Raw genomic sequence first — 22,647 nt, 5'->3', positions numbered from 1 at the left:
CCCACTCCTGCCCCCGCGCAGTCGGCATGGGCGCGCCGTATGGCTTCCATGGCCAACGCCCATGGCATTCAGGGCAGTTCACAGGAAATCGGTGCTTCCTCCCGAGGATGCCGCCTGGTTCACTCCTGGCGCACGCTTCCCGCCCGGCCCTTTCGGCCGCACCTCAAGGAGGACATCCGTGACCCACCGCACCACCGCCGGATCCAACTCGGTCTCCGCGGCGCCCGCGCGACGCCATGTGCTCCTCGCGCTCGCCGCGGCCGTGCCCGCCACCCTGATCTCCACGACCGCGGCGGGCGCCGCCGCTCCCGCCGCTCCCGCCAGGTCCGTCGCCTCCGGTGAGACCTGGGAGGTCACCACGGTCACCCGGCTGTCCCGGCTGACCGTCGCCGACGGCGCGCAACTCGCCGCGCCCGAGGGCCGGATACTCACCCTCACCGTTGATGGCGTGGAGACCGGATCCGCGCTCGACGGGACGTACGGCCTGACAACGGTCATCGCCGCCGGCACCTACCACGGTGACATCGTCATCACTCCGGCCACCGAGCACCTGTACTCCTTCGCAGGCGCCACCTTCCATCTGCGGCACGGCGTGTACGTCGGCGCCGCGGGCGTCGTCGCCGCCGCCTCGGCGCTGTCGAGCGCGGTCGGTGGACGCCTCACCGACGCGTACGCCCGCGACGTCCGCTTCTCCTCCACCGGCGAGGCGTTCAACGGCCTCTACGTCGCCGAGGGCGCCTCGTACACGCTCACCCGGCCCCGCGTCGCCTTCGACGGCAACGGGCGCTGCGACTTCGCCGCCTACGGGTGCGCCGTCACCGGCAGTGGCGACGGGACGCGGCTCGTCGTCGAGGACGCCGACATCGAGACGCGCGGAGTCGTGCGCACCGGCGTGATCAGCATCGACGGCGCAGACGTCATCGTGAAGAACTCCCGGATCCACGCCCGCGAAGGCGTCCTGCCCGACGACTACACGCCCGGCTTCGGCGCCAACATGATGACCGTGCCGTGGATGCTCGGCATCCGAGGCAACGTCCGCGCGACCAACCTCATCGGCAGCAACAGCACCGCGACGTACCTCAACTCCTCGGTGTCGTCGGAGGCTTGGGGTGCGATGTCGACGGACTCGGTGCGGGGCGCCCAGCTGTCGGCGGTCAACTGCAAGGTGGCGATCACGGGGGACTCCGGGTACGGGACCTACGCGGACGGGCAGAGCTGTACCGACGTCTTCCTCGGCACGGACTTCGACGTCGCCACTTTCGTCGCCATCAACACCGGCGGCCGGATCACCTTCGGTGACAGCACGCGCGAGGCCGTCTCCGCGCTCGACGACAGCCTCGGGCTCGCGTTGAGCGCGGCCGAACTCGCCGCGCTGGAGCCGCGCCCCTGCACTCTCGACTCGCGGCGTTTCGGCGTGATGTGGCACAGCGGCGACGGCGGCTCCGTCACCCTCGGCGGCGGCTCCCGCCTCACCACCGCGGAGACCGCCTTCCTCAACAAGGCCAAGAAGGCATCGATCGTCGTCGACGGCTCCGCGGGCGCCCGCATCGAGGCGGGCAACGGCGTACTCGTCCAGGTCATGGAGACCGACGACCCCGGATCCATGACCGGCGTCTACACCGAGCCCACCACCGACCCGACGAGGGACACGTCCTTCGACGTCACCGCCGTCCACTCCGCCGACGCGACCGCCACCTTCACCGACATCCCGCTGAAGGGCGACTTCTACAACGCCATGCGGACGGGCAAGAACCTCGTCCTCACCTTCGACGGCACCACGCGCCTGCGGGGCGTCATCTCGGCCGCCACCTCGCGGCACGCGATCGACACCATCACCAGCGCCGAGTACGACCAGTTGGGGCGCGTCACCAACACTCCCGGGCCCGTCGTCAACAACGGCGTCCACGTGAACCTGGGCGCGGGCGCATCCTGGACCGTCACCGGGACCTCGTACCTGAGCAGGCTGGTCGTCGACGCGGCGGCGCAGGTCAAGGGCAAGGGCCTGAAGCTGACCGTCGACGGGGTCGAGACCGACCTCGTCCCGGGCACCACGTACACGGGTGCCGTGACCGTCACCGTCGCCTAATGGGAGCTACGGAACCGGGGAATGCTCGGTTCCGTAGCCGCCAGCGGGTGAGCACTTTCGACGCCGGAGCCTTCGAGCTCTGAGGTCAGACCGTGCCCCTGCTGGTCGGCCGGGAGGCCAGACCGCTGATGGGGTGGCGTGCCCGCCCGTCAGGGCGTGAGCACTGGATCCATTAGGCCGCGTGCCGTGCCTTCCGCAGGCTGCACCGCTGTGGGAAGTACGTGACTGGGGAGGGTCTGTTGCTGTTGATCGGTGATGACTGGGCCGAAGATCACCACGATGTCGAGGTCCAGGGCGAGAGCGGCCGGAAGCTGGCCGTCGCGAACCTGCCCGAAGGGGTGGTGGGCATCGCGAAACTGCACGAACTCGTCGCCCGCCACGGCGGCGAGGGCCTGGACCCGGCCGAGATCGTGGTTGGGATCGAGACTGACCGCGGCTCGTGGGTGCAGACCCTGATCGCCTCCGGCTACCAGGTGTTCGCGATCAACCCCCGGCAGGTCAACCGCTTCAAGGAACGGTATGGCTCCTCCGGAGCCAAGAGCGACAAGGGCGACGCGCACGCGCTCGCCGACATGGTCCGCATCGACCGGTCCCAGCTGCGGCCGGTGGCTGGCGACGGTGAGCACGCCCAGGCCGTGAAGGTCGTCGCCCGCACCCACCAGAGTCTGATCTGGGAACGCACCCGCACCTTCCAGCGGCTGCGCACCACACTGCGCGAGTACTTCCCCGCCGCCCTGAACGCCTACGCGGACCTGGCCCTGACCAACACGGACGCGCTGGAACTGCTGGTCAAGGCACCTACCCCGGCCACGGCGGCGAAGCTGACCCGCACCCAGATCGCCGCCGTCCTGACCCGCCACCGCCGCCACAACCGGGACGCCAAAGCGGCCACCATCCAGAGCACGCTGCGAGAGCGGCAGCTTGGCCTGCCGGAGTCGGTCACCGCCGCCTACGCGGCCGCCGCCACCGCTCACGCCCGTCTGATCATCGCGTTGAACGAGCAGATCGCCGTGATGGAAGAGCAGGTGAGGGCACATTTTCTGGCGCACCCGGACGCTGAGATCTACCTCTCGATGCCCGGCATCGGTGAGATCGTCGGCGCCCGGGTGCTCGCCGAGTTCGGAGACGACCCCACCCGATACGCCAGCGCGAAGGCCCGCAAGAACTACGCCGGCACGAGCCCCATCACCCGGGCCTCCGGCAAGAGCCACACCGTCCAGGCCCGCTACGTCCGCAACAACCGGCTCGCCGACGCGCTTCAGACCCAGGCGTTCTCCGCCCTGCGGGCCTCACCCGGCGCCCGCAGCTACTACGACAAGCAACGCGCCCGTGAGGCCGGCTACAACCCAGCCCTCCGCCAGCTCGGCAACCGACTCGTCGGCATCCTCCACGGCTGCCTCAAAACCCGCACCCGCTACGACGAATCGACCGCCTGGTCGCACCACACCCACCTCCATGCCGATTGACACCAAACGACATGGGGTGTCTGACCGCACGACTGAGGCGCGGCCCCCTGTCCGGGGACCGCGCCTCACTCACGCGTTGTCTCAGGCGACCGTCAGCGTCAGCGCCCCGCTGTACGTGGCCCCCGCCGTCAGCTCCGTCGCCGTGCCGTCCACCGTCAGCGTCACCTTCTTGCCGCGCGGCGCACGCACCGAAGCGCCCGCGGCGAGCGTCAGCGACGTCAGGTACGAGGTGCCGGTGACCGTCCACGAGGAGCCCCGGCCGAGCGTGACGACGACACCGTTGTTCACCGCGGCCTGCACGGTGTTGGTGACGACGCCCAGGTCGTAGAAGTTGTCGGCGTCGATCGTCGACACGCGGTGCTTGGCCGACGTCGCCGAAATGACGCCCTCCACAGCCGACTTGGTGAACGTCAGCACCATGTTCTTGCCCGTGCGCATGGCGTTGTAGAAGTCCCCGCGCAGCGCGATGTCCGTGAACGTCGCCGCGCCGTCCGCCGTGTGCGTGGCCGTCGTGTCGAAGGCGGTGTCCTTCGTCGGGTCGGTCGTCGGCTCGGTGTAGACACCGACGTTCATCATCTTGCCGTCGACCTGGACCGGGCCCGGGTCGTCCAGCTCGATCATCTGGAGGATGACGCCGTTGCCCGGGTTGAGGCGGGCGCCCTTCGAGCCGTCGACCGAGATCGTCGTCTGCTGGCCCTTGTTGAGGAAGGTCGACATGGCCGAGTCGACGACTGTGCCGCCGTCCACGGTCAACTGCCCCGCGCCGAAGAACATCCAGCCGAAGTGGCCGGAGTCGATGGTCGTGGACCGTGTCGGGATCGCCCGCAGCTCGGAGGCCGACAGGCCGAGTGCGAGCTCGTCGTTGAGGTCGGAGACGGCGTCCGGGGTGCTGTCGCCGTAGTGCACGACCGCCGCCGGGCCCGCGATGATCGTCGCGTACGAGCCGACGTCGAGCCGGGAGCCGAGCACGCGGACGGTGGCGTCGCCGATGGCGTAGGTGCCGTAGCCGTAGCGGCCGGTGTTGCCGATACGGCTGTTGATCGCGGTCAGCTTGAGCGCGCTGCCGCCCTCGACGGACAGTGCTCCCCAAGTCTCCGACAGAACAGTTGAGTTGAGGTATGTGGCCCTGCTGCCCTTGCCGACGAGGTTGGTGGCGCGGACGTTGCCGTCCAGGCCCAGCATCCACGGCACCGACTCCATGTACGGCGTCTCCACGGTCGCCTGGTAGTCGGCGGGCAGTTCGCCGTTGCGGCAGCGGATCGAGGAGTTCTTCACGATGACGTTCGCGCCGTCGTTGGAGATGACCGCGGTGCGGACCACCCCCCGGTTCACGATGGTGGCACCGTCGACGACGAGCGTCGTCGCCGAGCCGTCGCCGACGACCGCGGCACCGTAACCCGCGAAGTCACAGCGGCCGTTGCCGGTCAGCACGAACGAGGTGTTCTTCAGCGTGTACGCGGCGTCCCGCACGTACACACCGTTGAAGCACTCGCCCGTCGACGCGATCGAAATGCCCTCGGCCGCCGTGTCGGTCAGCCGTCCGCCCCGCACCGCGGCGAGCACCGACTCGTCGCGCACGACGCCGTCCGCGTCGACGTACACCGCCTGACGGAACGGGAAGGTGAGCGTCTCGTAGGTGACGGCGTTCGAGGTGGCGACGGTGAGCACGACGTCACCGGAGTACGTACCCGCCTGGATGCGGGTCGCGGTGCCTCCGGTCCCGGTGAGGAGTTGACCGGTCTCCACACCGTCCACAGTGAGCGTGAGGGTGGAGCCGTCGGGAGCGGCGAGAATGCCGCCGCTCACCACGGTCAGCCGGCCGAGGCGCGTGGTGGCGGACACCGTGTGCGTCTCGCCGGGGCCGACCGTCAGCCTCCGGCCCGTGGTCCGGGTGGCGGCGCGGGCGGCGGTGGCGGTCACCGACGGGACCAGCAGGGCTGACGCCGTCGCCGAACCGGCGATCAGAAAACGGCGTCGGTTGATCTGCGACATGGAATGCCTTTCCACAGTTCGTAGGCGCGAAGGGGTCCGGAGGCGCGCAGGGCCGGCGGCGCGAGGGCGCGCCGGCCGCGTCCGGAACCTGAGGTGCGGTGGGCGTGAGTACAGCAGGCGGGCGCGGTGGAGGACAGGGCATCGACGTACACATGTGGGACGGCGATGGCTCGGATCGCAAGGCCTGTTTCCTGGCGGAGTCACAGGGTCGGGTGCGGGCGTGGCTGTGGGGCGGCCGTGGTCCTTCCCGGCCGCCCCACACCTGTGCGCGTCCTGCTACGCGGGTGCGATCATCCCTGCCGACAGGTCGATGTCGGCGCCGCACAGGCCGGGCATCGCCAGCATCGCGACGAGGGCCTGCGCCACCTCGTCCTCCTCCACCAGGCGGCCGAGCGCGGCCCGCGACGCGAAGTCCCGCTCCGCCTCCTCGACGGTGCAGCCGGTGAGTTCGGCGGTGAGCCGGAAGTTGCGGTCCATGCGGGGGCCGCGGACCGGGCCGGGGGAGAGGGAGTTGACGGCGATGCCGCGCGGCCCGACCTCACCGGCGAGGGTGCGGGTCAGCCCGAGCAGCGCCATCTTCGAGGCGGTGTACGGGGTGCGGTTCAGCAGGGGCCGTTTGCCGCTCACCGAGGCGATGTTGACGATGTCGCCGCGCCCGGCTGCCAGCATGGGCGGCAGGAACGCCCGGCACATCAGGTACACGCCTCGTACGTTCGCGGCGAACACGTCGTCCCACTCGGCGGGCTCGATGTCGACGAGGGAACGGACCGGGCCCGCGACGCCCGCGTTGTTGACGAGCAACGACACGTCCTCGTCAGCGAGTTGGCCGCTCAGGTCGCGCACGGACGTCGGCTCCGTGACGTCGCAGACCGCCGTGCTCGCACCCGGGCCGATCCCGTCGGCGGCGGCCTTCAGCGACAGCTCGTCCCGGCCGGTGAGGATCACCCTCGCCCCGGCCGCGGCGAGGGCCCGCCCGAAGGCGCGGCCGAGCGGTCCGCCACCGCCCGTGATCAGGGCCGTACGCCCTTGGAGGCCGCTCACTCGTTCCACGGCAGCGCGTCCCCGGCCGCCCGCGCCGCCCGTACGTCTCCGGAGCGCGCATGTCCTTCGAACAGCTCCACGCGCGAGGCCCGCCCGCACAGGCGCCCGAGCAGTGCCTGCGACTCGGTGTCGGTGACTTCCTGGTACGTGACGGTCTTCAGGTACTTGCCGACCCACAGGCCGCCCGTGTAGCGGGCGGCGCCGCGCGTGGGCAGGACGTGGTTCGTGCCGATGACCTTGTCGCCGAAGGAGACGCAGGTGCCTTCGCCGAGGAAGAGAGCGCCGTACTGCGTCATCTTCTCCAGCGCCAGACGCGGCTCGGCGGTCAGCACCTCGACGTGCTCGAACGCAAACTCGTCGGCCAGCGCGAACAGTTCGTCGACCGAGCCCACCACGTGGACCTGCCCGTGGTCGCGCCAGGCCGGCTCGGCGTAGTCGCGCGTCGGCATGGTCGGCAGGAGCCGCTCGACCTCGGCGATGGTCTTCTCGGCGACCTCGCGTGAGGTGGTGATGAGGACGGCGGGGGAGTCAGGGCCGTGCTCGGCCTGGGAGAGCAGGTCGACCGCGCAGACGAACGGGTCCGCGGCCTCGTCCGCGAGGACCAGAATCTCGGTCGGTCCCGCGAACAGGTCGATGCCGACCTCGCCGAACAACTGCCGCTTGGCCTCGGCGACGTAGGCGTTGCCGGGGCCGGCGATCAGATTGACCGGCTGCATGGTGCCGGTGCCGACCGCCATCGCGGCGACGGCCTGCACCCCGCCGAGCAGCCAGATCTCGTCGGCGCCCGCCAGGTGCATCGCGGCGACCGTGGCCGCCGGGATCTCGCCGTGGATCGGCGGAGTGCATGCGACGACCCGTGGCACACCCGCGACCTTCGCGGTCACGATCGTCATGTGCGCGGACGCGGTCAGCGGGTAACGCCCGCCCGGGATGTACGCCCCCGCGGCCTGCACCGGGATGTGCTTGTGCCCCAGGCGCACGCCGGGGAGCGTCTCCACCTCGAACTCGCCCATGGAGTCAAGCTGGTGGCGAGCGAACGCGCGCACCTGGTCCTGCACGAACGTGATGTCGTCGATGACCTGCCGCGGCACCGACGCCACGATCTTCTCCACGTCGGCGTCGCTGAGCCGGAACGACTCGGGCGACCAGTTGTCGAACTTCTGCGAGTACGCGCGCACCGCGTCGTCACCGCGCTCGCGGATGTCGGCGATGACGCCCGCGACGGTCGAGCGCACCTGGTCGAGCGATGCGGTCATCTCGGCCTTGGGGACGGCGTGCTTCAGGATCTCAGCCATGACTGCTTACGGCCTCTCTGCGGGTGTAGTAGTGCGGTGACTCATACCGGCGGTGCTTCGAAGAGCACGTCGGGATCGTTGAACTGCTCCTTGGCGACCGACTCGCTCATCGGGTCCGCCGTGCCCCACTGGTCCTGCGTGACCGGGTCGTCCACGTCGTGGCGGCCCGGATGCCACAAGTCCTCGTCCAGGACGGCGAGTTCGGTCGTGTACTCGACCGTGTTGCCGTGCGGGTCGTGGAAGTAGGAGAAGGTGTTGTCGCCGGCGAGATGCCGGCCGGGACCCCAGGTGAGCCTGGTGCCGGCCCGCAGCGCACGGCCCGTGCCGCGCATGTACTCCTCCACGCCGCGCATCTCGAACGAGGCGTGGTGCAGGGAGACATGGGGCCCGCGGGCGATCGCGAAGGAGTGGTGCAGCGGGCTGCAGCGCAGGAAGTACATCAGGTCGCCCATGTGCGGCGAGTAGAGGGTGTCCGTGAGCCGGAAGCCCAGGTGCTTGATGTAGAAGTCCCGCAGACCTTCCGGGTTTTGGGAGTTGATGACGACGTGCGAGAGGCGGACCGGGACCGCCTCGCGCTCCTCGATCTTGCGGTGGGTGCGGGTCGCGACGTCCGCGGAAACCTCCACCACCCGGCCTTCCGGGTCGAAGAAACGCAGACCGTAGCCGCCGCCTGGGGTGTCCAAGTCCCTGGGTTCGTGGATGAGTTGTACGCCTGCGCGGGCGAGACGCAGTGCCAGCTCGTCGACGGCCGCGGCGGACACGGCGCCGAACGCGACGAGGTCCATGCGCTTGCGCTCGTCCTCGCGGATCCGGACGACGTACTGCTCCGGGCTGCCTTCGGCGGCGAAGAACGCGACACGGCTGTCGTTCGCGACCTCCGTCAGGCCCCAGGTCGTGCCGTAGAAGGCGCGCTGGGTCGCGAAGTCCGGTACAGCCAGGTCGACATGGCGCAAGTGAGTGATCGGGGGGAAGCTCATGCGTGGCTCCTGACGGTGTTGCGCTGCCGTCCCAGGCCCGGGATCTCCGTCTCAAGGACGTCACCCGGCTTGAGGAAGACACCCCAGTGCGCGCCGTTGCCGGCCGGTGAGCCGGTCAGCAGCAGATCGCCGGGGCGCAGAGTGGTGGTCGTGGAGGCGTAGGAGATGAGCCGGGGAATGGAGAAGATCATGTCCTTGGTGGACTCGTCCTGGCGCACAACACCGTTGTGGCGCAGGGTGATCCGGACGTCGCCCGGGTCGCCGACGAACTCGGCCGGCACTAGGAAGGGGCCCGTGGGCAGGAACGTGTCGGCGTTCTTCGCCGTGAACCAGTCCGTGCCGATCGCCTTTAGATCCGGCCGGTACAGCCGGTCCCGGGTGGTCAGATCATTGCTGATGGTGTACGCGGCGACGTACGACATCGCCTCCGACTCCGGGATGTCGCGGCCCGACTTTCCGATGACCAGGGCGAGTTCGAGCTCCCAGTCGTGCTGCTCGCCGAGTGCCGGCAGCACGATGTCGTCGTAGGGGCCGCACAGGGCGCGCGGCGAACCGAGGAAGATGTACGGCACGCCGTTCCTGGCCCGCTCGTCCATCATCCGCTCGGCGTCCGCGCGGGCCTCCTCGGGGGTGGCGCCGTGCACGCTCTCCTTCTCTGCGGCGACCAGGTCGACCACGTGCTTGCGGTAGTTGGCGCCCGACTGGAGGATCTGGCCCGGCTCGATCGGCGTACGGACGTGCAGGTCGGCCAGGGCGTGCCAGGGACCTGCGGAGTCCTGGGCGAGGGCGTGCAGACGCGGCAGCCAGGCCGCCCACTCGTCGACCAGCGCGCGGACCGACGCCACCTCGGCGGAGAGGTCGCGCACCCGGTCGTCCGCGACCAGGCCGGGGAAGTGGCGGCCCGTGACCTCATCCATGAAGGTGCCGAGCGCGAACGGGACGATATCGGGGGGGAGTTGATCGGGACGGGGCACGGGAGACTCTCCTAGCGCAATCCAGTGGTGCGGATGCGTTCGACGCTAGGCACCGCGCACGGTCGGCGGAAATGGTGTTTCGCGATGCCTGCCATCGCCGGACCGCACCGCATGCCGACGGCCCTGATCTGCGGGTCCATCGCCGTACGGGATGGATGACGTCCCCAGGGCCGATGCCTCGATCCGTTGACCGGCGGCGCTCGCCCGCACAGGCTCGAAGGCACTCGCTCCAGTGCCCCGTTGACCTGCCCCGTTCTACCGCCCTCTTCCCCCCTCGCCCCTTCCCTCCCTTCTCTCTTTTCTACGTTCCTAGGATCGCCCATGCCCGTACAGAAGGTGCTCGTCGTCGGTGGCGGCATCACCGGCAGCGTGCTCAGCCTGGCCCTCGCCCAGCGAGGCGCCGACGTCGAGCTCGTCGAGATATCCCCCCAGTGGTTCGGCGTCGGCCACGGCATCACCCTGCAGGGCAACGCCCTCGGCGCCCTGCGCGCGGTGGGCGTCCTCGACCGGGTGCTCGCGCGGGCCGTGCCGTTCGACACGATGCGGCTGCGCAGGGCCGACGGCTCCCTCATCACGGAACTTCCCACCCCGCACACCGGCGGACCCGATCTGCCGTCCACGGCGGGAGCGCTCCGCGCGGACCTTCAGGACGCGCTCTGCGACGCCGTGTACGCGCACGGTGTGACGGTCCGCCTCGGGCTGAGCGTGGAGCGGCTCGACCAGGGCGGCGACCACATGGACGTCGGGTTCACGGACGGTTCGAGCGGCCGGTACGACCTCGTGGTCGGCGCCGACGGCATCAACTCGCAGATGCGCGCCATGCTCGGCATCGCCACCCGGCCCCGCCCCGTCGGCATGTCGATCTTCAGGGTGGTGGGGGCGCGGCCGCCGGAGATGGACTGCGCCGAGGTGTACTACGGCGGTCCCCGCTACAAGGCCGGCTACAGCCCGATCTCCGCCGACGAGTGCTACGCGTATCTGCTCGACGAGAACCTCGACGCCTCACTCATCGGGGCGAACACCTCGCTGGCGCTGATGCGCGAGCGAGGCGCCGGTTACACAGGCACCTGGGGCAAGGTCGTCGCGGGCCTGCCCGACGAGGCGCCCGTCGACTACCGGTGGATCGAGGCGCTGCTCGTCGAGGAGCCCTGGCACCGCGGCCGGGCGGTGATCGTCGGCGACGCCGTGCACGCGTGCCCGCCGCTGATCGCACAGGGCGCCGCCATGTGCATGGAGGACGCGGTGACGCTCGCCGAGATGGTCACCGGCGAGGGCCCGGTGGAACAGGCACTGGAGACGTTCCGGGCGCGGCGCATGCCCCGGGTCCGCATGGTTTTGGAGAACTCCCTCCAGCTCGCCGACTGGGAGATCCACCCGGACACCCCCGGCTGCGACCCGGCCCGCATCATGTCCGAGACGCTCGACGCGCTGACGGCCGCCGCATGACCGGCACTGTCGTGGACTTCCACGGCCATCTCGCCGTCCCGGCCGCCGACGCGCTGCTTGCCGGCGCCCCAGGACTCGCCGCCGAACGGGCTGCCGAGGCCCGCATCCACGGCGCCGCCTCCCTGGACATCAACCGCTCCCAACTCGCACGCCTCGCCGACAAGTTGACGTCGGTGGACGCGCGGCTCGCCGACCTCGACGCGATGGGTGTCGACGTCCAGGTGGTCGGTCCGATGCCGATGCACCACTACTGGGCGGACAGCGCACTCGCCGTCGACCGCACCCACACCGTCAACGCGGCGGTGGCCGCGCACTGCGCCGCAGCCCCCGACCGCCTGCGCGGCCTCGGTACCGTGCCGCTGCAACACCCCGACCTGGCCGTCGCCCTCCTCGGTGAAGCCGTGCAGGACCTGGGTCTGGCGGGCATCAGCGTCTCCACCGCTGTCGAGGGCCGCGAACTCGCCGACCCGGCACACGACGCCGTCTGGCACCGGGCCGAGCAACTCGGCGCCGTCGTCTTCGTCCACCCCTGGGGCTGCTCGCTCGGCGAACGCCTGGCCGGCCACTACCTCGGCAACACCGTCGGCCAGCCGACCGAGACGACCGTCGCCCTCTCGCACCTCATCTTCAGCGGCGTCCTCGACCGCTTCCCCGGCCTGCGGATCGTCGCCGCGCACGGCGGCGGCTACCTCCCCACCTACATCGGCCGCTCCGACCACGCCTGGCACCACCGCCCCGACGCACGCGGCTGCGCCGAGCCCCCGAGCACGTACCTGCGGCGCATGTGGTTCGACGCCCTCGTCTACACGCCGCGTGCGCTGCGTCACCTGGTCGAGGAGGCGGGTGCAGACCGGGTCGTGCTCGGTACCGACCACCCCTTCGACATGGGGGTCACCGACCCCGTGGCCCGCCTGGACGCGGCCGGGCTCGATCCGGTGGACCGGGCCGCCATCGCCGGCGGCAACGCACTGCACCTGCTGAAAGGAACGACCCTGTGAGCGCTCTGGGCCCGATCGAAGAAGAGCTCGCCAAGGCCCGTGCCGCGTACCGCAATTGGGGTCGTTGGGGTGAGGACGACGTGCTCGGCACGCTCAACCACATCGACGACGCGATCCGCGCCCACGCGGCCGGTCTCGTGCGGCGCGGCCGTTCCTTCTCGCTGTCCCAGGAGTTCAACGAGGACGGACCGCAGCGCGGCTTCCGCGGCCGGATCAACCCCGTGCACTACATGAAGGACACGGGTTCGGACGCCGCCGCCGGAACGCAGGGCTTCCCGCACGGCTTCGGCGGTGCCGACGACCACGTCGTGATGCCGCTGCAGGCCTCCACCCAATGGGACGGTCTCGGCCACATCTACGACAACAAGCAGGCATGGAACGGCCGTTCCTGCACCATCGTCAATGGGAACGGCGACTCGGTCACCGGCATCGAGCACATGCGGGACGCCTTCACCGGCCGCGGCGTCCTGCTCGACGTGGGCCGCGCGGTCGGCGACGAACTCGGTGAACTCCCCGACGGATTCCCCATCCTGGAAGAACATCTGCGCGCCACGATCGAGGCGCAGGGGGCCACGTCCGGCGTGCGCCGCGGCGACATCGTCCTCGTCCGCACCGGACAGCTCGGCCGCGTCAAGCGCCTCGGCGAGTGGGGTGGTTACGCCGCCGGGGACGCCCCGGGCCTCTCCTTCACCACGCTCGGCTGGCTGCACCGCACCGAGATCGCCGCAATCGCCTCCGACACATGGGGACTTGAGGTCCGGCCCTACGAGTTCCCGGGGCCCGCCATGTCGCCGCTCCACCAGATCGCCATCCCCAACATAGGGTTGCCGCTGGGCGAGATGTGGGACCTGGAGGAGCTCGCCGCGGACTGCGCCGCCGACGGCGTCCACGAGTTCCTGCTGGTCGCCGCGCCACTGCCGGTCACCGGCGCGGTCGGCGCCCCCGTCAACCCGATTGCGATGAAATGAACCTGATCCTTCCCGACGACACTGGCTTCACCGAAGCCTGTTTCGGCCGCGTCTTCAACTCCCGCCGTCCCCAAGGACGTACGCCTGCCGCCGTGCTGAACGCGGCCTGCGAACAGGACGTCGTCGACGGCGTGCGCCTCGCCCGCGCACGCGGCTGGCAGGTCGCCGTCCGCTCCGGCGGGCACAGCTGGGCCGCCTGGTCGGTGCGGCGCGACGCCCTCTTGATCGACCTCGGCGACTTCCGCGAGATCACGTACGACGAGACGACGGGCATCGTGACGGCGACACCCAGCGTGCAGGGCGGCGACGAACTGGGACCGTACCTCGCACAGTTCGGCCGCTTCTTCGGCGGCGGCCACTGCCCGTCCGTCGGCATCGGCGGATTTCTGCTCCAGGGCGGGCAGGGCTGGAACGCGCGCGGCTGGGGCTGGGCGGCAGAGCAGATCGTCGCCCTCGACATCGTCACGGCCGACGGCGAACTCGTCCGCGCCGACGCGGAGCGGAACACCGACCTGTACTGGGCGGCCCGCGGCGCCGGCCCCGGCTTCTTCGGCGTCGTCACCCGCTTCCACCTGCGCACCCGCCCGCTGCCTGCCCACCTGGCGCACACGGTCCACGGCTATCCGCTCGGCCTGTTCGACGAGGTCATGACGTGGCTGCACGGCATGCACCACACGGTGTCGGACGTGGTGGAGATCGTCGCCCTGACGCAGACCGCGCCGGAAGCCGACGAGCCGCTGCTCCTCGTCACCGGCGTCGCCCTGACCGACACCGCCGAGGAGGCCGCCGAAGCACTGGCCCCGTTGCACGCCAATCCGTACGCCGACCGGGCCGTCTTCCGCGTCGAAGCCGAACCCACCACGTTCGCGGAGCAACTCCAGGGACAGCGCACCGCCAACCCCGAAGGCCACCGCTATCTCGTCGACAACGCCTGGCTGAGCGGCAGTGCGCAGGACGTGGTCCCGGCGATCCGGAAAGCCTTCACCGAGCACCCCACCCGGCAGACCTTCACCATCTGGTTCTCGATGGCGCCGCTGCGGGCGCTCCCCGACGACATGGCGTTCTCCCTCCAGTCGGAGATCTACTGCGCCTCGTACGTCGTGTACGACGACGCGTCCCGCGACGCCGAACTGCGCGGCTGGCTCGACGACGCCATGGCCGCCATGGAACCCGTCACTGTCGGCCAGTACCTCGGCGACTCCGACTTCACCGTCCGCCAGGTGAAGTTCATGGGGGACGAGCAGTGGCAGCGACTCCAGCGGGTCCGCGCCGCCCGCGACCCCAAGGACCTCTTCGCCGGACACCTCAGCACCTCCGCCGTGACCAACACCAACCACTGGGAGCAGGAGCACTAACGTCATGCGATTCGCGACATACGAGTACGAAGGTGAAGAGCGCGCCGGGGTCGTGCGCGACGGCGCCGTGCATCCGCTGCCGCCGGGCACCACCGTGCTCGGGCTCATCGAGGACGACTCCCTGCATGCGGCAGGCAGTGAAGCCCTCGCCGCCTCCACCGAATTGACGGTCGATCAGGTGCGGCTGCTGCCACCCCTCACGCCTCCGTCCATCCGGGACTTCGTCGGCTTCGAGGCGCACATCGAGGGCGTCTCCAAATCCCTGGACGGCCTGGAACACGTACCCGAGGAGTGGTACCGCGCCCCGAACTTCTACTTCACCAACCCCCACGCAGGACACGGCGCCCGCGACGAGGTACCGATTCCCGCCGGCTGCTCCGTGCTCGACTTCGAGCTGGAGGTCGGCGCCGTCATCGGCCGTGCCGGACGCGACCTCACCCCGGAGCGGGCCCGCGACCACCTCGTCGGCTACCTGATCTTCAACGACTGGTCCGCCCGCGACCTGCAGAAACCCGAGAAGAACCTCGGCCTCGGCTTCTCCAAGGGCAAGGACTTCGCCAACACACTCGGCCCCTGCCTCGTCACCGCCGACGAAGTCGAGGACCGGCGCGACGGCGACGGCTTCCTCGACCTGGAGATGACCGTCACCCTCAACGGCGAACTCATCGGCCGGGACACCCTCGCCCACTGCTCCTGGACCTTCGAGGAGATGGTCGCCTACGCCTCCCGCGACGCCTGGGTGCGCCCCGGCGACATCCTCGGCTCGGGCACGTGCGGCTGGGGCGCCCTCGCCGAGCACTGGGGCCGGGTCGGCGAGCGCACCCCGCCGCCCCTCGTCCCCGGAGACGAGGTCACCCTCAGCGTCGAACGCCTCGGCACCCTCTCCAACCGGATCGTCCCGGGCCGCGCCGACGCCTATCTGCCGCGGGCCCGGAAACGGGGCCGCACCCCGCGCCCGTAGCACATCCAGGCCCGCGACGGCTGTGCCTGCGCCATGCATGCGCTGTGTATTCGCACCTCCCTTCACCTGCGAACATGTGCCTGGGCAATGGATGCCATCGCATCTGGTGGTGATCGGCCCCGGGCCTCTTCCCGCAGGCCGGGGGCGTGGTTACGCTCCCGTTTCGCCGGGCTTCGACGAGGAAGCCGGAGAAAGGGGACACCGATGGGCCTGGGAGCGATCGATCTCAACCTTCTGGTGGCGCTCGAAGCCCTCCTGGAGGAGAAGAACGTCACCCACGCGGGGGTTCGCCTCTCCACCAGCCAGTCCGCGATGAGCGGCTCGCTCAGCCGTCTGCGCCGCCACTTCAACGACGAGTTGCTGGTGCGCGTCGGCCGCGAGTACGAGCTCACCCCGCTCGCCGAACGGCTGCTGCCGGTCGTGCGGGCCTCGCTCGGCAAGGCCGAGGAGGCGCTGTCGCTGACCCGGCACTTCGACGCGGCACGCAGCCGGCAGCGGTTCTCCGTCGTCATGAGCGACTACGTGATGACGGTCCTCGTCGAACCGCTGCTGCGGGTGATGGCCGACGAGGCGCCCGGCACCCGGATCGACTTCCACCCCATCGTCAACGGGCAGCTGGAGACCGAGACACATCTGCGCTGCCACGACCTCATGATCGTGCCGCTCGGATACCAGCTCCCGGGCGTCAGCGAGGCGGTGATGCACGACCGGTTCGTGTGTCTGGTGGACCGGGAGAACCCCCGGCTGCGCGCCGGTGGACGGCTCAGCGTCGCCGATCTCGCCGACATGCCGCACGCGGCCTGTGTGCTGGGCAAGACGCAGACACCGGCCGAGCGGCAGCTGGAGACCCTCGGTGTCACGCCGCGCGTGCAGGTCAGCACGCCCGGGTTCAGCGCGATGCCGTTCCTGGTCGCGGGGACCGATCTGGTGGCCCTGGTGCCCGAGCGACTTGCCCGGCGCTACGAAGGGTTCACCGGCTGCACCGTGGTCCCCACCCCATTTCCGGACGTCCCTCTGGTCGAGGCCATGTACTGGCACCACAACCGGCACTCCGACCCCGCCCACCGCTGGCTGCGCGACACCGTGCGCAAGGTCGGCGCCGGTCTCGACGCGCCCCTGCCCGAGGACATTCGTCCGGCTGATGGCAGTCATGGTGAACTCGCGTTTCCGGAGATGACGGCCGCTTCCTAGCGTGGGCGCACCACCCCACATCTGGAGGACGACCATGAGCTCAACTCGGCTCGCCGGACGCACCGTTGTCATCACCGGAGCCGCCCAGGGGCAGGGCGCCGCCGAGGCGGAGGCCGTCGCGCGAGAGGGCGCGCGGGTGATCGCCACCGACGTCCAGGACGACGCGCTGCAGGCGCTGGCAGCGAAGCTGCGCGGCGACGGCCTCGACGTCAGCGGCCGCCACCTCGACGTCACCTCGCCCGACGAGTGGACCGCGCTCGGCGACTCGCTGGACGCGGTGCACGGGCTCGTCAACAACGCGGGCATCCCCATGCGGGCCCGGCTCGGCGCCATCGAACTCGCCGACTGGGAGCGGGCGTTCGCCGTCAACACGACGGGGCCCATGCTCGGCATGCAGACCCTCGCCCCGCTGATGCCGACCGGCTCCTCGATCGTCAACGTCGGCTCCGTCGCCGCACTCACCGCACACCACGCGGCCGCGTACACCGCCAGCAAATGGGCCCTGCGCGGCCTGTCGAAGGTCGCCTCCCTCGAACTCGCCCCGCGCGGCATCCGCACCAACCTGATCCACCCCGGCTACATCGAGACCCCGCTCATGGACGGCGCGAACCCGGTGTTCGTCCGGGCGCACCTGGCGATGACCCCGCAGGGCCGCGCCGGAACCGTCGACGAGGTCGCGCCGCTGGTCGTCTATCTGCTCTGCGACGACGCCTCGTACGTGAACGGGGCCGAGATCACCGTCGACGGCGGCTACGCGGCACACGGCGGCGTCAAAGCGATCACCAATGCCCTCGACGCGCCCGTGAGTTGAGAGCGGGCCCGCGCCGCATACCAGCCATACGAACGCCCGATGCACCCATCGTGACTCAATTCTTGTTCCAGCGAATAGGGCTCCCTACGCTTTCACCACCTCCACAAACCTCAGCGTCTTCAGCATCTTCTGCGGCTTCAGCAGTGAGCACGCGCACAGAAAAAGGGAAATCGACATCATGGCCCGACTCGCCGGAAAAGTGGCCTTCATCAGCGGCACCGGAGCAGGAATAGGGCGCGCCGCCGCCCAGATCTTCGCGGCGGAAGGTGCCACCGTTTTCGGCTGCGACATCGACGCCGAATCCGCCGCGGAAACCGTGGAACTGGTCGAGAAGGCCGGCGGCATCATGCGCTCCTTCGCCCCCGTCGACCTGTCCACGCAGGGCGGCGCGAAGGAATGGATCCAAGCTGGCATCAAGGCGTTCGGCGGCATCGACATCCTCTACAACAACGCCTCCGCACTGCGGAACGGCCCGTTCGCCGACATGCCCGCCGACGACTGGTACTTCACCATCAAGAACGAGCTCGACATCCCGTACTTCTGTACGCAGGCGGCCTGGCCACACCTCATCGCGCGCGGCGGCGGAACCGTCCTGAACGTCGCCTCCGTGGCGGCCGTGCGCGGCGCGCCGTTCATGCCGATGGTGCCGCACGGCGCGGCCAAGGGCGGAGTGCTCGCCATGAGCAGGCACCTGTGCGCGGCAGGGGCCGGGCACGGCATCCGGGTCAACACCATCGCCCCCGGCATGACCCGCACCCCCGCCACTGCGCCCTTCCTGGACGACCCCAACGGTCCGAAGGCGCAGCTGGAGGCCCGAATACCGGTAGGCAGGGTCGGGCAGCCCGAGGACATCGCGCGCGTGGCGGCGTTCCTCTGCTCCGACGAAGCCGCGTTCGTCAACGGCGCTAACCTCATGGTCGACGGCGGCGACAGTGCGATGGCCGGGTGAGCGGCGTGCGCGCCCACCTCGACCACGTCGGCATCAACGTCCGGGACCTCGACACGCTGACCTGCTGGTACCGCACGGCGTTCGGCCTCACCAGTGTCTTCGAGTTCCACCTCGAAGGCCCGAGCCTGCGGGGCACCGTCCTGGAACACCCCGACGGCTGGCGGCTCGAACTCCTCGCCCGCCCCGGCTCACGGCCCGGCCTGCGGGCCCCAGACCCGATCACCGCCACCCTCACCGAGGGCTACGGCCACTTCGCCATCACCACCCCTGAACTCGACACCCTCTACGAGGAGTTGCGGGCGAGAGGCGCGGGCGAAGGGGTGAAGCCCGGTCCTTCACCCGAACCCGGAATCCGAATGGCCTGGGTCAGCGACCCGGAAGGCAATCTCATCGAACTCATAGAACGTCCGTGAGGCACCGGGAAGCCAGCACGAACTTCAACGTGAACATGAAACAGCGTGAGGACAACAGACCATGACGGAATTGAACGCCCTGAAGCGGCTCGACAGGGGAACGCTCATAGCGTGCTGCCTCGCCGTCGCCGCGGCACAGATGTGTATCACCGTGCCCTCGCCGATCAATGGAGAGATCCAGTCCGCATTCGGCGCCTCAGGCGCCCAGATGGCCTGGGTGACATCGGCCTTCATCCTCCCCACAGCCATTCTCGAGCTGAATTTCGGTGTGGTCGGCGACCTGTTCGGACGTAAGCGTCTCCTTGTCCTCGGCGGACTCGTCCTCGCACTCGGTGAACTGCTCAACGCCACCTCGCAGAGCATCACCATGCTTCTCACCGGCCAGGCCCTCGCGGGTCTCGGCGCCGCGGCCCTCTTCCCCAGCTCCCTCGCCGTGATCGCTGCCCTCACCCCTGAGGAGAAGTCACGCGCCAAGGCCGTCTCCACCTGGGCGCTGAGCATCTCATTGGCCTCCGCGGTCGGCCCGCTCTCCTCGGGCGTCCTCGCCACGGTCGCCGACTTCCGCTGGGCGTTCGTGCCACCGGTCGTGCTCGGTCTGATCGTCGCCGTCTGCGTGTTCCGGTTCGTCACGGACACCAAGGCGCCCGCGGGCCGCACCCTCGACTGGCCGGGCCAGATCACCATCGCTGTCGGCCTGACCGCGCTGCTGTGGGGTGTCATCGAGGGCGGTGACCGCGGCTGGAGCAGCCCGGCCATCATCGGCGCCCTCTCGCTGGCGGCCGTGGCCATCATCGGCTTCGTGTTCGCCGAGATGCGGGCCACGTCGCCCATGTTCAACCTAGAACTGCTCAAGATCCCGTCGTTCGCCGCCGCCGCCGTTGTCGCCCTGGTCGGCATGTTCGGTTTCATCGGCACCGCGTACTCCGTCTCGATCAGGCTCGGCGCAGTGATGCACCTTGATGCCCTGGACGCGGGCATGCCATTCGTGATCCTGCAGCTGATTCCGCTGCTCCTCGCCCCGGTCCTGAGCCGGATGCTCACCAAGGTCGAGCCGCGTTGGCTGCTGACGGGCGGCCTGATCCCCATGGCCGCCGGCCAGTTCTGGATCGCGGCACTGCCCATCACCACCACGTCGCTGGCCGCGTTCATCGGTCCGGTGCTGCTTCTCGGCATCGGCTTCATCTGTGTGGTGTCGTCGCTGACGGCGGCCGCGGTGAACGCCGTCCCGATCGAGATGACCGGCATGGCGTCCGGTGCCACCAGCCTGGTCCGCGAGTTCGGCCAAGGCCTCGGCCCTGCCGTCATCTCCACCGTCGCGATGAGCCTCGCCTCCTCGGCCCTGGTCGGAAAGGTCTCCGGCAAGGACGCGGCCATCGAGGCGGGCGGCGGTCCCCTTGCCCTGGTCAATGCGGGTAGCGACAGTGCCCGCGCCGCGGCCCAGGACGCACTCGGTTCCGCCTTCACCACGGGCGTCGTCATCTGCGGCTGCGCCTCCCTGCTCGGCGCGGTGGTCACGCTCTTCCTCGTACGGAAGAACGCCGCACGGGACACCATCCCCGGCAAGAGCGACCTGGCCGAGCAGGCGGCATCGGCCTGAGTTGGTCTGCCGGCCCCGCTCCCGGACGTTCGGAGGCGGTTTTCAGGCGTGTGCCAGAATAGACATCGGCGTGACGGGCCGTCAGCTGATCAGGCTGGCCGCGCGGCCGGTGACCGGTCCGGCTGCTGAGGCGACGGCGCCGCCCACCGCCCACAGGGCGACCGCGCGGGCCCGTTTGGCCGGGTCGGTGTATGCCTCGCGGATCAGAGCCAGGCTGATGGGCATCATGGCCGCCGCGCCGGCCCCGTGCACCAGTCGGGCAGCGATGAGGACCGGCAGGCTGGGGGCGAGTCCGCAGGCGGCGGAGGCCGCTACGAATACCGCGAGGCCAAGTCCGAAGGCGCGGCGCGCGGGGCGAAGGAAGCAGGTGATGTCATGGGGCAGGGCTCCAGGAGGCAGACGACGGCGGTGGACGGTCTTGGGCATCGGCGCATGGCTCCGGCCAGGTGCGGAGCATGGGGCCGTGGTGCGGTGGGCGGCGCGCTGTGGCCCTGCACGTATCCAGAGAGGTCATGTGCGCGGGGAAGGCACGGCTGTTCCGGGTACTGGCGCAACCCCCGTCCCGCGAGGGGGACCCTGCGGGCCCGCGCAGCGTACGAGGGCGCCGGGCGGCCGGTCTTCGGTGGCTGCCCGGCGCTCGTTGTGTGCCGTGTCAGCCGTTGACGAGGTTCATGTGGTGCTCGTTGTAGCGGTCTCCGTGGACGCCGAGGTCCGCTGCCAGGGCATTGAGCTCGGCGACTTCGTCGGCGGATAGCGCGAGCTCGGTCGCTGCCGCGTTCTCCTGGACCCGTTCGATGCGGCGCGTCCCGGCAATGTTCACGATCCACGGGTGCTGGGCCAGCAGCCAGGCCAGCGCTACCTGCCCGGTAGTGGCGTCCTTGCTCCGGGCGAGGGCGGTCACGTGGTCGACCAGCGCCTGGTTCGCGGCCCGGTTGTCGTCGCTGAACCGCGGAATCGTGCCACGGCCATCCCCGTCGGTGAAGGTGGTCGTCGCATCGACCGTACCCGTGAGGAAGCCCTTGCCCAGCGGGCTGAAGGGGACGAAGCCGATGCCCAGTTCGGCCAGCGTGGGCAGCACCTCGGGCTCGGGATCGCGGGTCCACAGCGAGTACTCGCTCTGCACCGCGGTCACCGGGTGAAACGGCGTGGGCGCGGCGGATGGTGGCCGCGGAGGCTTCGGACAGGCCGAAGTGGCGTACTTTCCCGGCCGTGATGAGGTCACTGACGGCGCCGCGTTGACCTAGGGGCCGTAGACCTCGGCGGTGTCGAACGTGACGCCCCGTTCCACCGCGCCGCGCCCCAGCTTGGGGATCTCGACCCTGTTGGACAGCGTGTGCCGGGAGACGGCCGAGCACCAAGCCATCACCAACGAGACGGGGATGCCGGTCTACCTCTGCAAGCCGCGGTGCCCATGCTGGAGCGTCGTAGCCTCGTGGTGTGGACCACCGCAGCGAGACCCGGGACTACTTGACCATTCGACGTGCGCGGATCACACCGGAGCAGGCCGGGCTGTCCGCGGGCGGCGGCCATCACCGTGTCCCCGGGCTGCGCCGCGAAGAAGTCGCCATGCTCGCAGGGGTCAGTGTCGAGTACTACGCGCGGTTGGAACGTGGGAAACTCGCCGGTGCATCCGAGGCCGTCCTACGAAGCCCTGGCCCGCACTCTGCAACTCGACGATGCCGAGCGCACCCACCTGTTCGATCTTGCGCGTGCTGCCAACGCTTCCCCCCGGCGCACGCCACGACGCCGCACTCCGCGGCAGGTTCGCCCGGCGGTGCAGCACCTCCTGGACGCCATGACGGACGCCGTGGCGTTCGTGCACAACGGGCGTCTCGACATCCTGGCCACCAACCGCCTGGCCCGCGCCCTGTACGCGCCGCTGTACGCCGACGACGCGCCCCGCCCGGTCAACCTGGCCCGCTTCCAGTTCCTCGACCCCCGCTCCCACGACTTCTATCCCCGCTGGGAGGAGACCGCCGGAACCTCGGTCGCCCTGCTGGGGTCTGACACGAAAATAGAGTGGACGATGCAGGTCAGCCAGCCGTGATGGGTTCGAAGCGGACGGTCAGTCCGAGGCTGTTGGCTTCTTTGGTCATGCGGCGCATGGCGCGTTCGGGGTCGCGTTTG

Annotated in this window: 20 protein-coding genes and 1 pseudogene; 13 read left to right on the top strand and 8 right to left on the bottom strand. The window is 70.0% G+C overall.

Translation table 11 applies throughout. The annotated features are described in order from the left end of the window. Positions 1-178: 178 nt before the first annotated feature. On the top strand, positions 179-2,086 hold the full coding sequence (locus ACZ67T_RS39930) for a hypothetical protein (RefSeq protein ID WP_469991111.1): 1,908 nt from the start codon (positions 179-181) through the stop codon (positions 2,084-2,086). Between the two features lie 239 nt (positions 2,087-2,325). Next, entirely contained in the window at positions 2,326-3,552 is a 1,227-nt protein-coding gene (locus ACZ67T_RS39925; RefSeq protein WP_469991109.1) for an IS110 family RNA-guided transposase, read from the top strand. Positions 3,553-3,633: 81 nt separating this feature from the next. Here the strand turns inward: ACZ67T_RS39925 and ACZ67T_RS39920 are convergent, their stop codons facing one another. The 5 genes from ACZ67T_RS39920 to ACZ67T_RS39900 form a co-directional block, all read right to left on the bottom strand. Next, positions 3,634-5,544, bottom strand: a complete 1,911-nt coding sequence (locus ACZ67T_RS39920; RefSeq protein ID WP_469991107.1) for a hypothetical protein — start codon at positions 5,542-5,544, stop codon at positions 3,634-3,636. Positions 5,545-5,820: 276 nt separating this feature from the next. After that, the gene (locus ACZ67T_RS39915; protein ID WP_469991105.1) at positions 5,821-6,594 is read right to left on the bottom strand and encodes an SDR family NAD(P)-dependent oxidoreductase; all 774 of its coding nucleotides are present in this window, start codon (positions 6,592-6,594) and stop codon (positions 5,821-5,823) included. Then, positions 6,582-7,880, bottom strand: coding sequence for a histidinol dehydrogenase (gene hisD, locus ACZ67T_RS39910; RefSeq protein WP_469991103.1), 1,299 nt, complete (start codon positions 7,878-7,880; stop codon positions 6,582-6,584). The genes ACZ67T_RS39915 and hisD overlap by 13 nt, the downstream gene beginning before the upstream one ends. Before the next feature lie 41 nt (positions 7,881-7,921). Continuing rightward, positions 7,922-8,857 carry a VOC family protein gene (locus tag ACZ67T_RS39905; RefSeq protein WP_469991101.1) on the bottom strand — a complete coding sequence of 312 codons (936 nt, stop codon included), beginning with the start codon at positions 8,855-8,857 and terminating at the stop codon, positions 7,922-7,924. Continuing rightward, positions 8,854-9,774 (bottom strand): fumarylacetoacetate hydrolase family protein, encoded by a 921-nt coding sequence (locus tag ACZ67T_RS39900; RefSeq protein WP_469991155.1) that lies wholly within the window; start codon positions 9,772-9,774, stop codon positions 8,854-8,856. Before ACZ67T_RS39900 ends, ACZ67T_RS39905 begins: the two co-directional genes overlap by 4 nt. A 378-nt stretch (positions 9,775-10,152) precedes the next feature. On the opposite strand from ACZ67T_RS39900, the gene ACZ67T_RS39895 reads away from it, so the two are divergent. The 10 genes from ACZ67T_RS39895 (at position 10,153) to ACZ67T_RS39850 (ending at position 20,520) form a co-directional block, all read left to right on the top strand. Continuing rightward, entirely contained in the window at positions 10,153-11,277 is a 1,125-nt protein-coding gene (locus tag ACZ67T_RS39895) for an FAD-dependent monooxygenase (protein WP_469991099.1), read from the top strand. After that, positions 11,274-12,275 carry an amidohydrolase family protein gene (locus ACZ67T_RS39890; RefSeq protein WP_469991097.1) on the top strand — a complete coding sequence of 334 codons (1,002 nt, stop codon included), beginning with the start codon at positions 11,274-11,276 and terminating at the stop codon, positions 12,273-12,275. The genes ACZ67T_RS39895 and ACZ67T_RS39890 overlap by 4 nt, the downstream gene beginning before the upstream one ends. Next, positions 12,272-13,243 (top strand): cyclase family protein, encoded by a 972-nt coding sequence (locus tag ACZ67T_RS39885; RefSeq protein WP_469991096.1) that lies wholly within the window; start codon positions 12,272-12,274, stop codon positions 13,241-13,243. Before ACZ67T_RS39890 ends, ACZ67T_RS39885 begins: the two co-directional genes overlap by 4 nt. Next, positions 13,240-14,598: an FAD-binding oxidoreductase gene (locus ACZ67T_RS39880; RefSeq protein WP_469991094.1), complete on the top strand. Its 1,359-nt coding sequence runs from the start codon at positions 13,240-13,242 to the stop codon at positions 14,596-14,598. Before ACZ67T_RS39885 ends, ACZ67T_RS39880 begins: the two co-directional genes overlap by 4 nt. Before the next feature lie 4 nt (positions 14,599-14,602). Continuing rightward, positions 14,603-15,559 carry a fumarylacetoacetate hydrolase family protein gene (locus ACZ67T_RS39875; protein ID WP_469991092.1) on the top strand — a complete coding sequence of 319 codons (957 nt, stop codon included), beginning with the start codon at positions 14,603-14,605 and terminating at the stop codon, positions 15,557-15,559. A 204-nt stretch (positions 15,560-15,763) separates the two neighbouring features. Next, positions 15,764-16,750, top strand: a complete 987-nt coding sequence (locus ACZ67T_RS39870) for a LysR family transcriptional regulator (protein ID WP_469991090.1) — start codon at positions 15,764-15,766, stop codon at positions 16,748-16,750. A 34-nt stretch (positions 16,751-16,784) separates the two neighbouring features. Further along, positions 16,785-17,561, top strand: a complete 777-nt coding sequence (locus ACZ67T_RS39865) for an SDR family NAD(P)-dependent oxidoreductase (RefSeq protein WP_469991088.1) — start codon at positions 16,785-16,787, stop codon at positions 17,559-17,561. 178 nt (positions 17,562-17,739) lie between these two features. Next, positions 17,740-18,510: an SDR family NAD(P)-dependent oxidoreductase gene (locus ACZ67T_RS39860; RefSeq protein WP_469991086.1), complete on the top strand. Its 771-nt coding sequence runs from the start codon at positions 17,740-17,742 to the stop codon at positions 18,508-18,510. Beyond that, on the top strand, positions 18,507-18,923 hold the full coding sequence (locus ACZ67T_RS39855) for a VOC family protein (protein WP_469991084.1): 417 nt from the start codon (positions 18,507-18,509) through the stop codon (positions 18,921-18,923). Before ACZ67T_RS39860 ends, ACZ67T_RS39855 begins: the two co-directional genes overlap by 4 nt. 61 nt (positions 18,924-18,984) lie before the next feature. Continuing rightward, positions 18,985-20,520 (top strand): MFS transporter, encoded by a 1,536-nt coding sequence (locus ACZ67T_RS39850; protein WP_469991082.1) that lies wholly within the window; start codon positions 18,985-18,987, stop codon positions 20,518-20,520. A gap of 81 nt (positions 20,521-20,601) precedes the next feature. Here the strand turns inward: ACZ67T_RS39850 and ACZ67T_RS39845 are convergent, their stop codons facing one another. The 3 genes from ACZ67T_RS39845 to ACZ67T_RS39835 form a co-directional block, all read right to left on the bottom strand. Continuing rightward, positions 20,602-20,946, bottom strand: a complete 345-nt coding sequence (locus ACZ67T_RS39845; protein ID WP_469991081.1) for an MFS transporter — start codon at positions 20,944-20,946, stop codon at positions 20,602-20,604. Between the two features lie 226 nt (positions 20,947-21,172). Then, positions 21,173-21,652: an aldo/keto reductase gene (locus tag ACZ67T_RS39840; protein ID WP_469991079.1), complete on the bottom strand. Its 480-nt coding sequence runs from the start codon at positions 21,650-21,652 to the stop codon at positions 21,173-21,175. A gap of 108 nt (positions 21,653-21,760) precedes the next feature. Beyond that, positions 21,761-21,889: a hypothetical protein gene (locus ACZ67T_RS39835; protein WP_469991077.1), complete on the bottom strand. Its 129-nt coding sequence runs from the start codon at positions 21,887-21,889 to the stop codon at positions 21,761-21,763. A gap of 68 nt (positions 21,890-21,957) precedes the next feature. Here ACZ67T_RS39835 and ACZ67T_RS39830 point away from each other — a divergent pair. Next, positions 21,958-22,528 (top strand): annotated as a pseudogene (locus ACZ67T_RS39830) (helix-turn-helix transcriptional regulator); the annotation flags it as partial. Positions 22,529-22,647 lie beyond the last annotated feature (119 nt).

The organism is Streptomyces sp. NPDC107517, assembly GCF_055582645.1.
The sequence above is the reverse complement of the archived record's forward strand: the minus strand, read 5'-3'. Positions and strand labels throughout refer to the sequence as shown.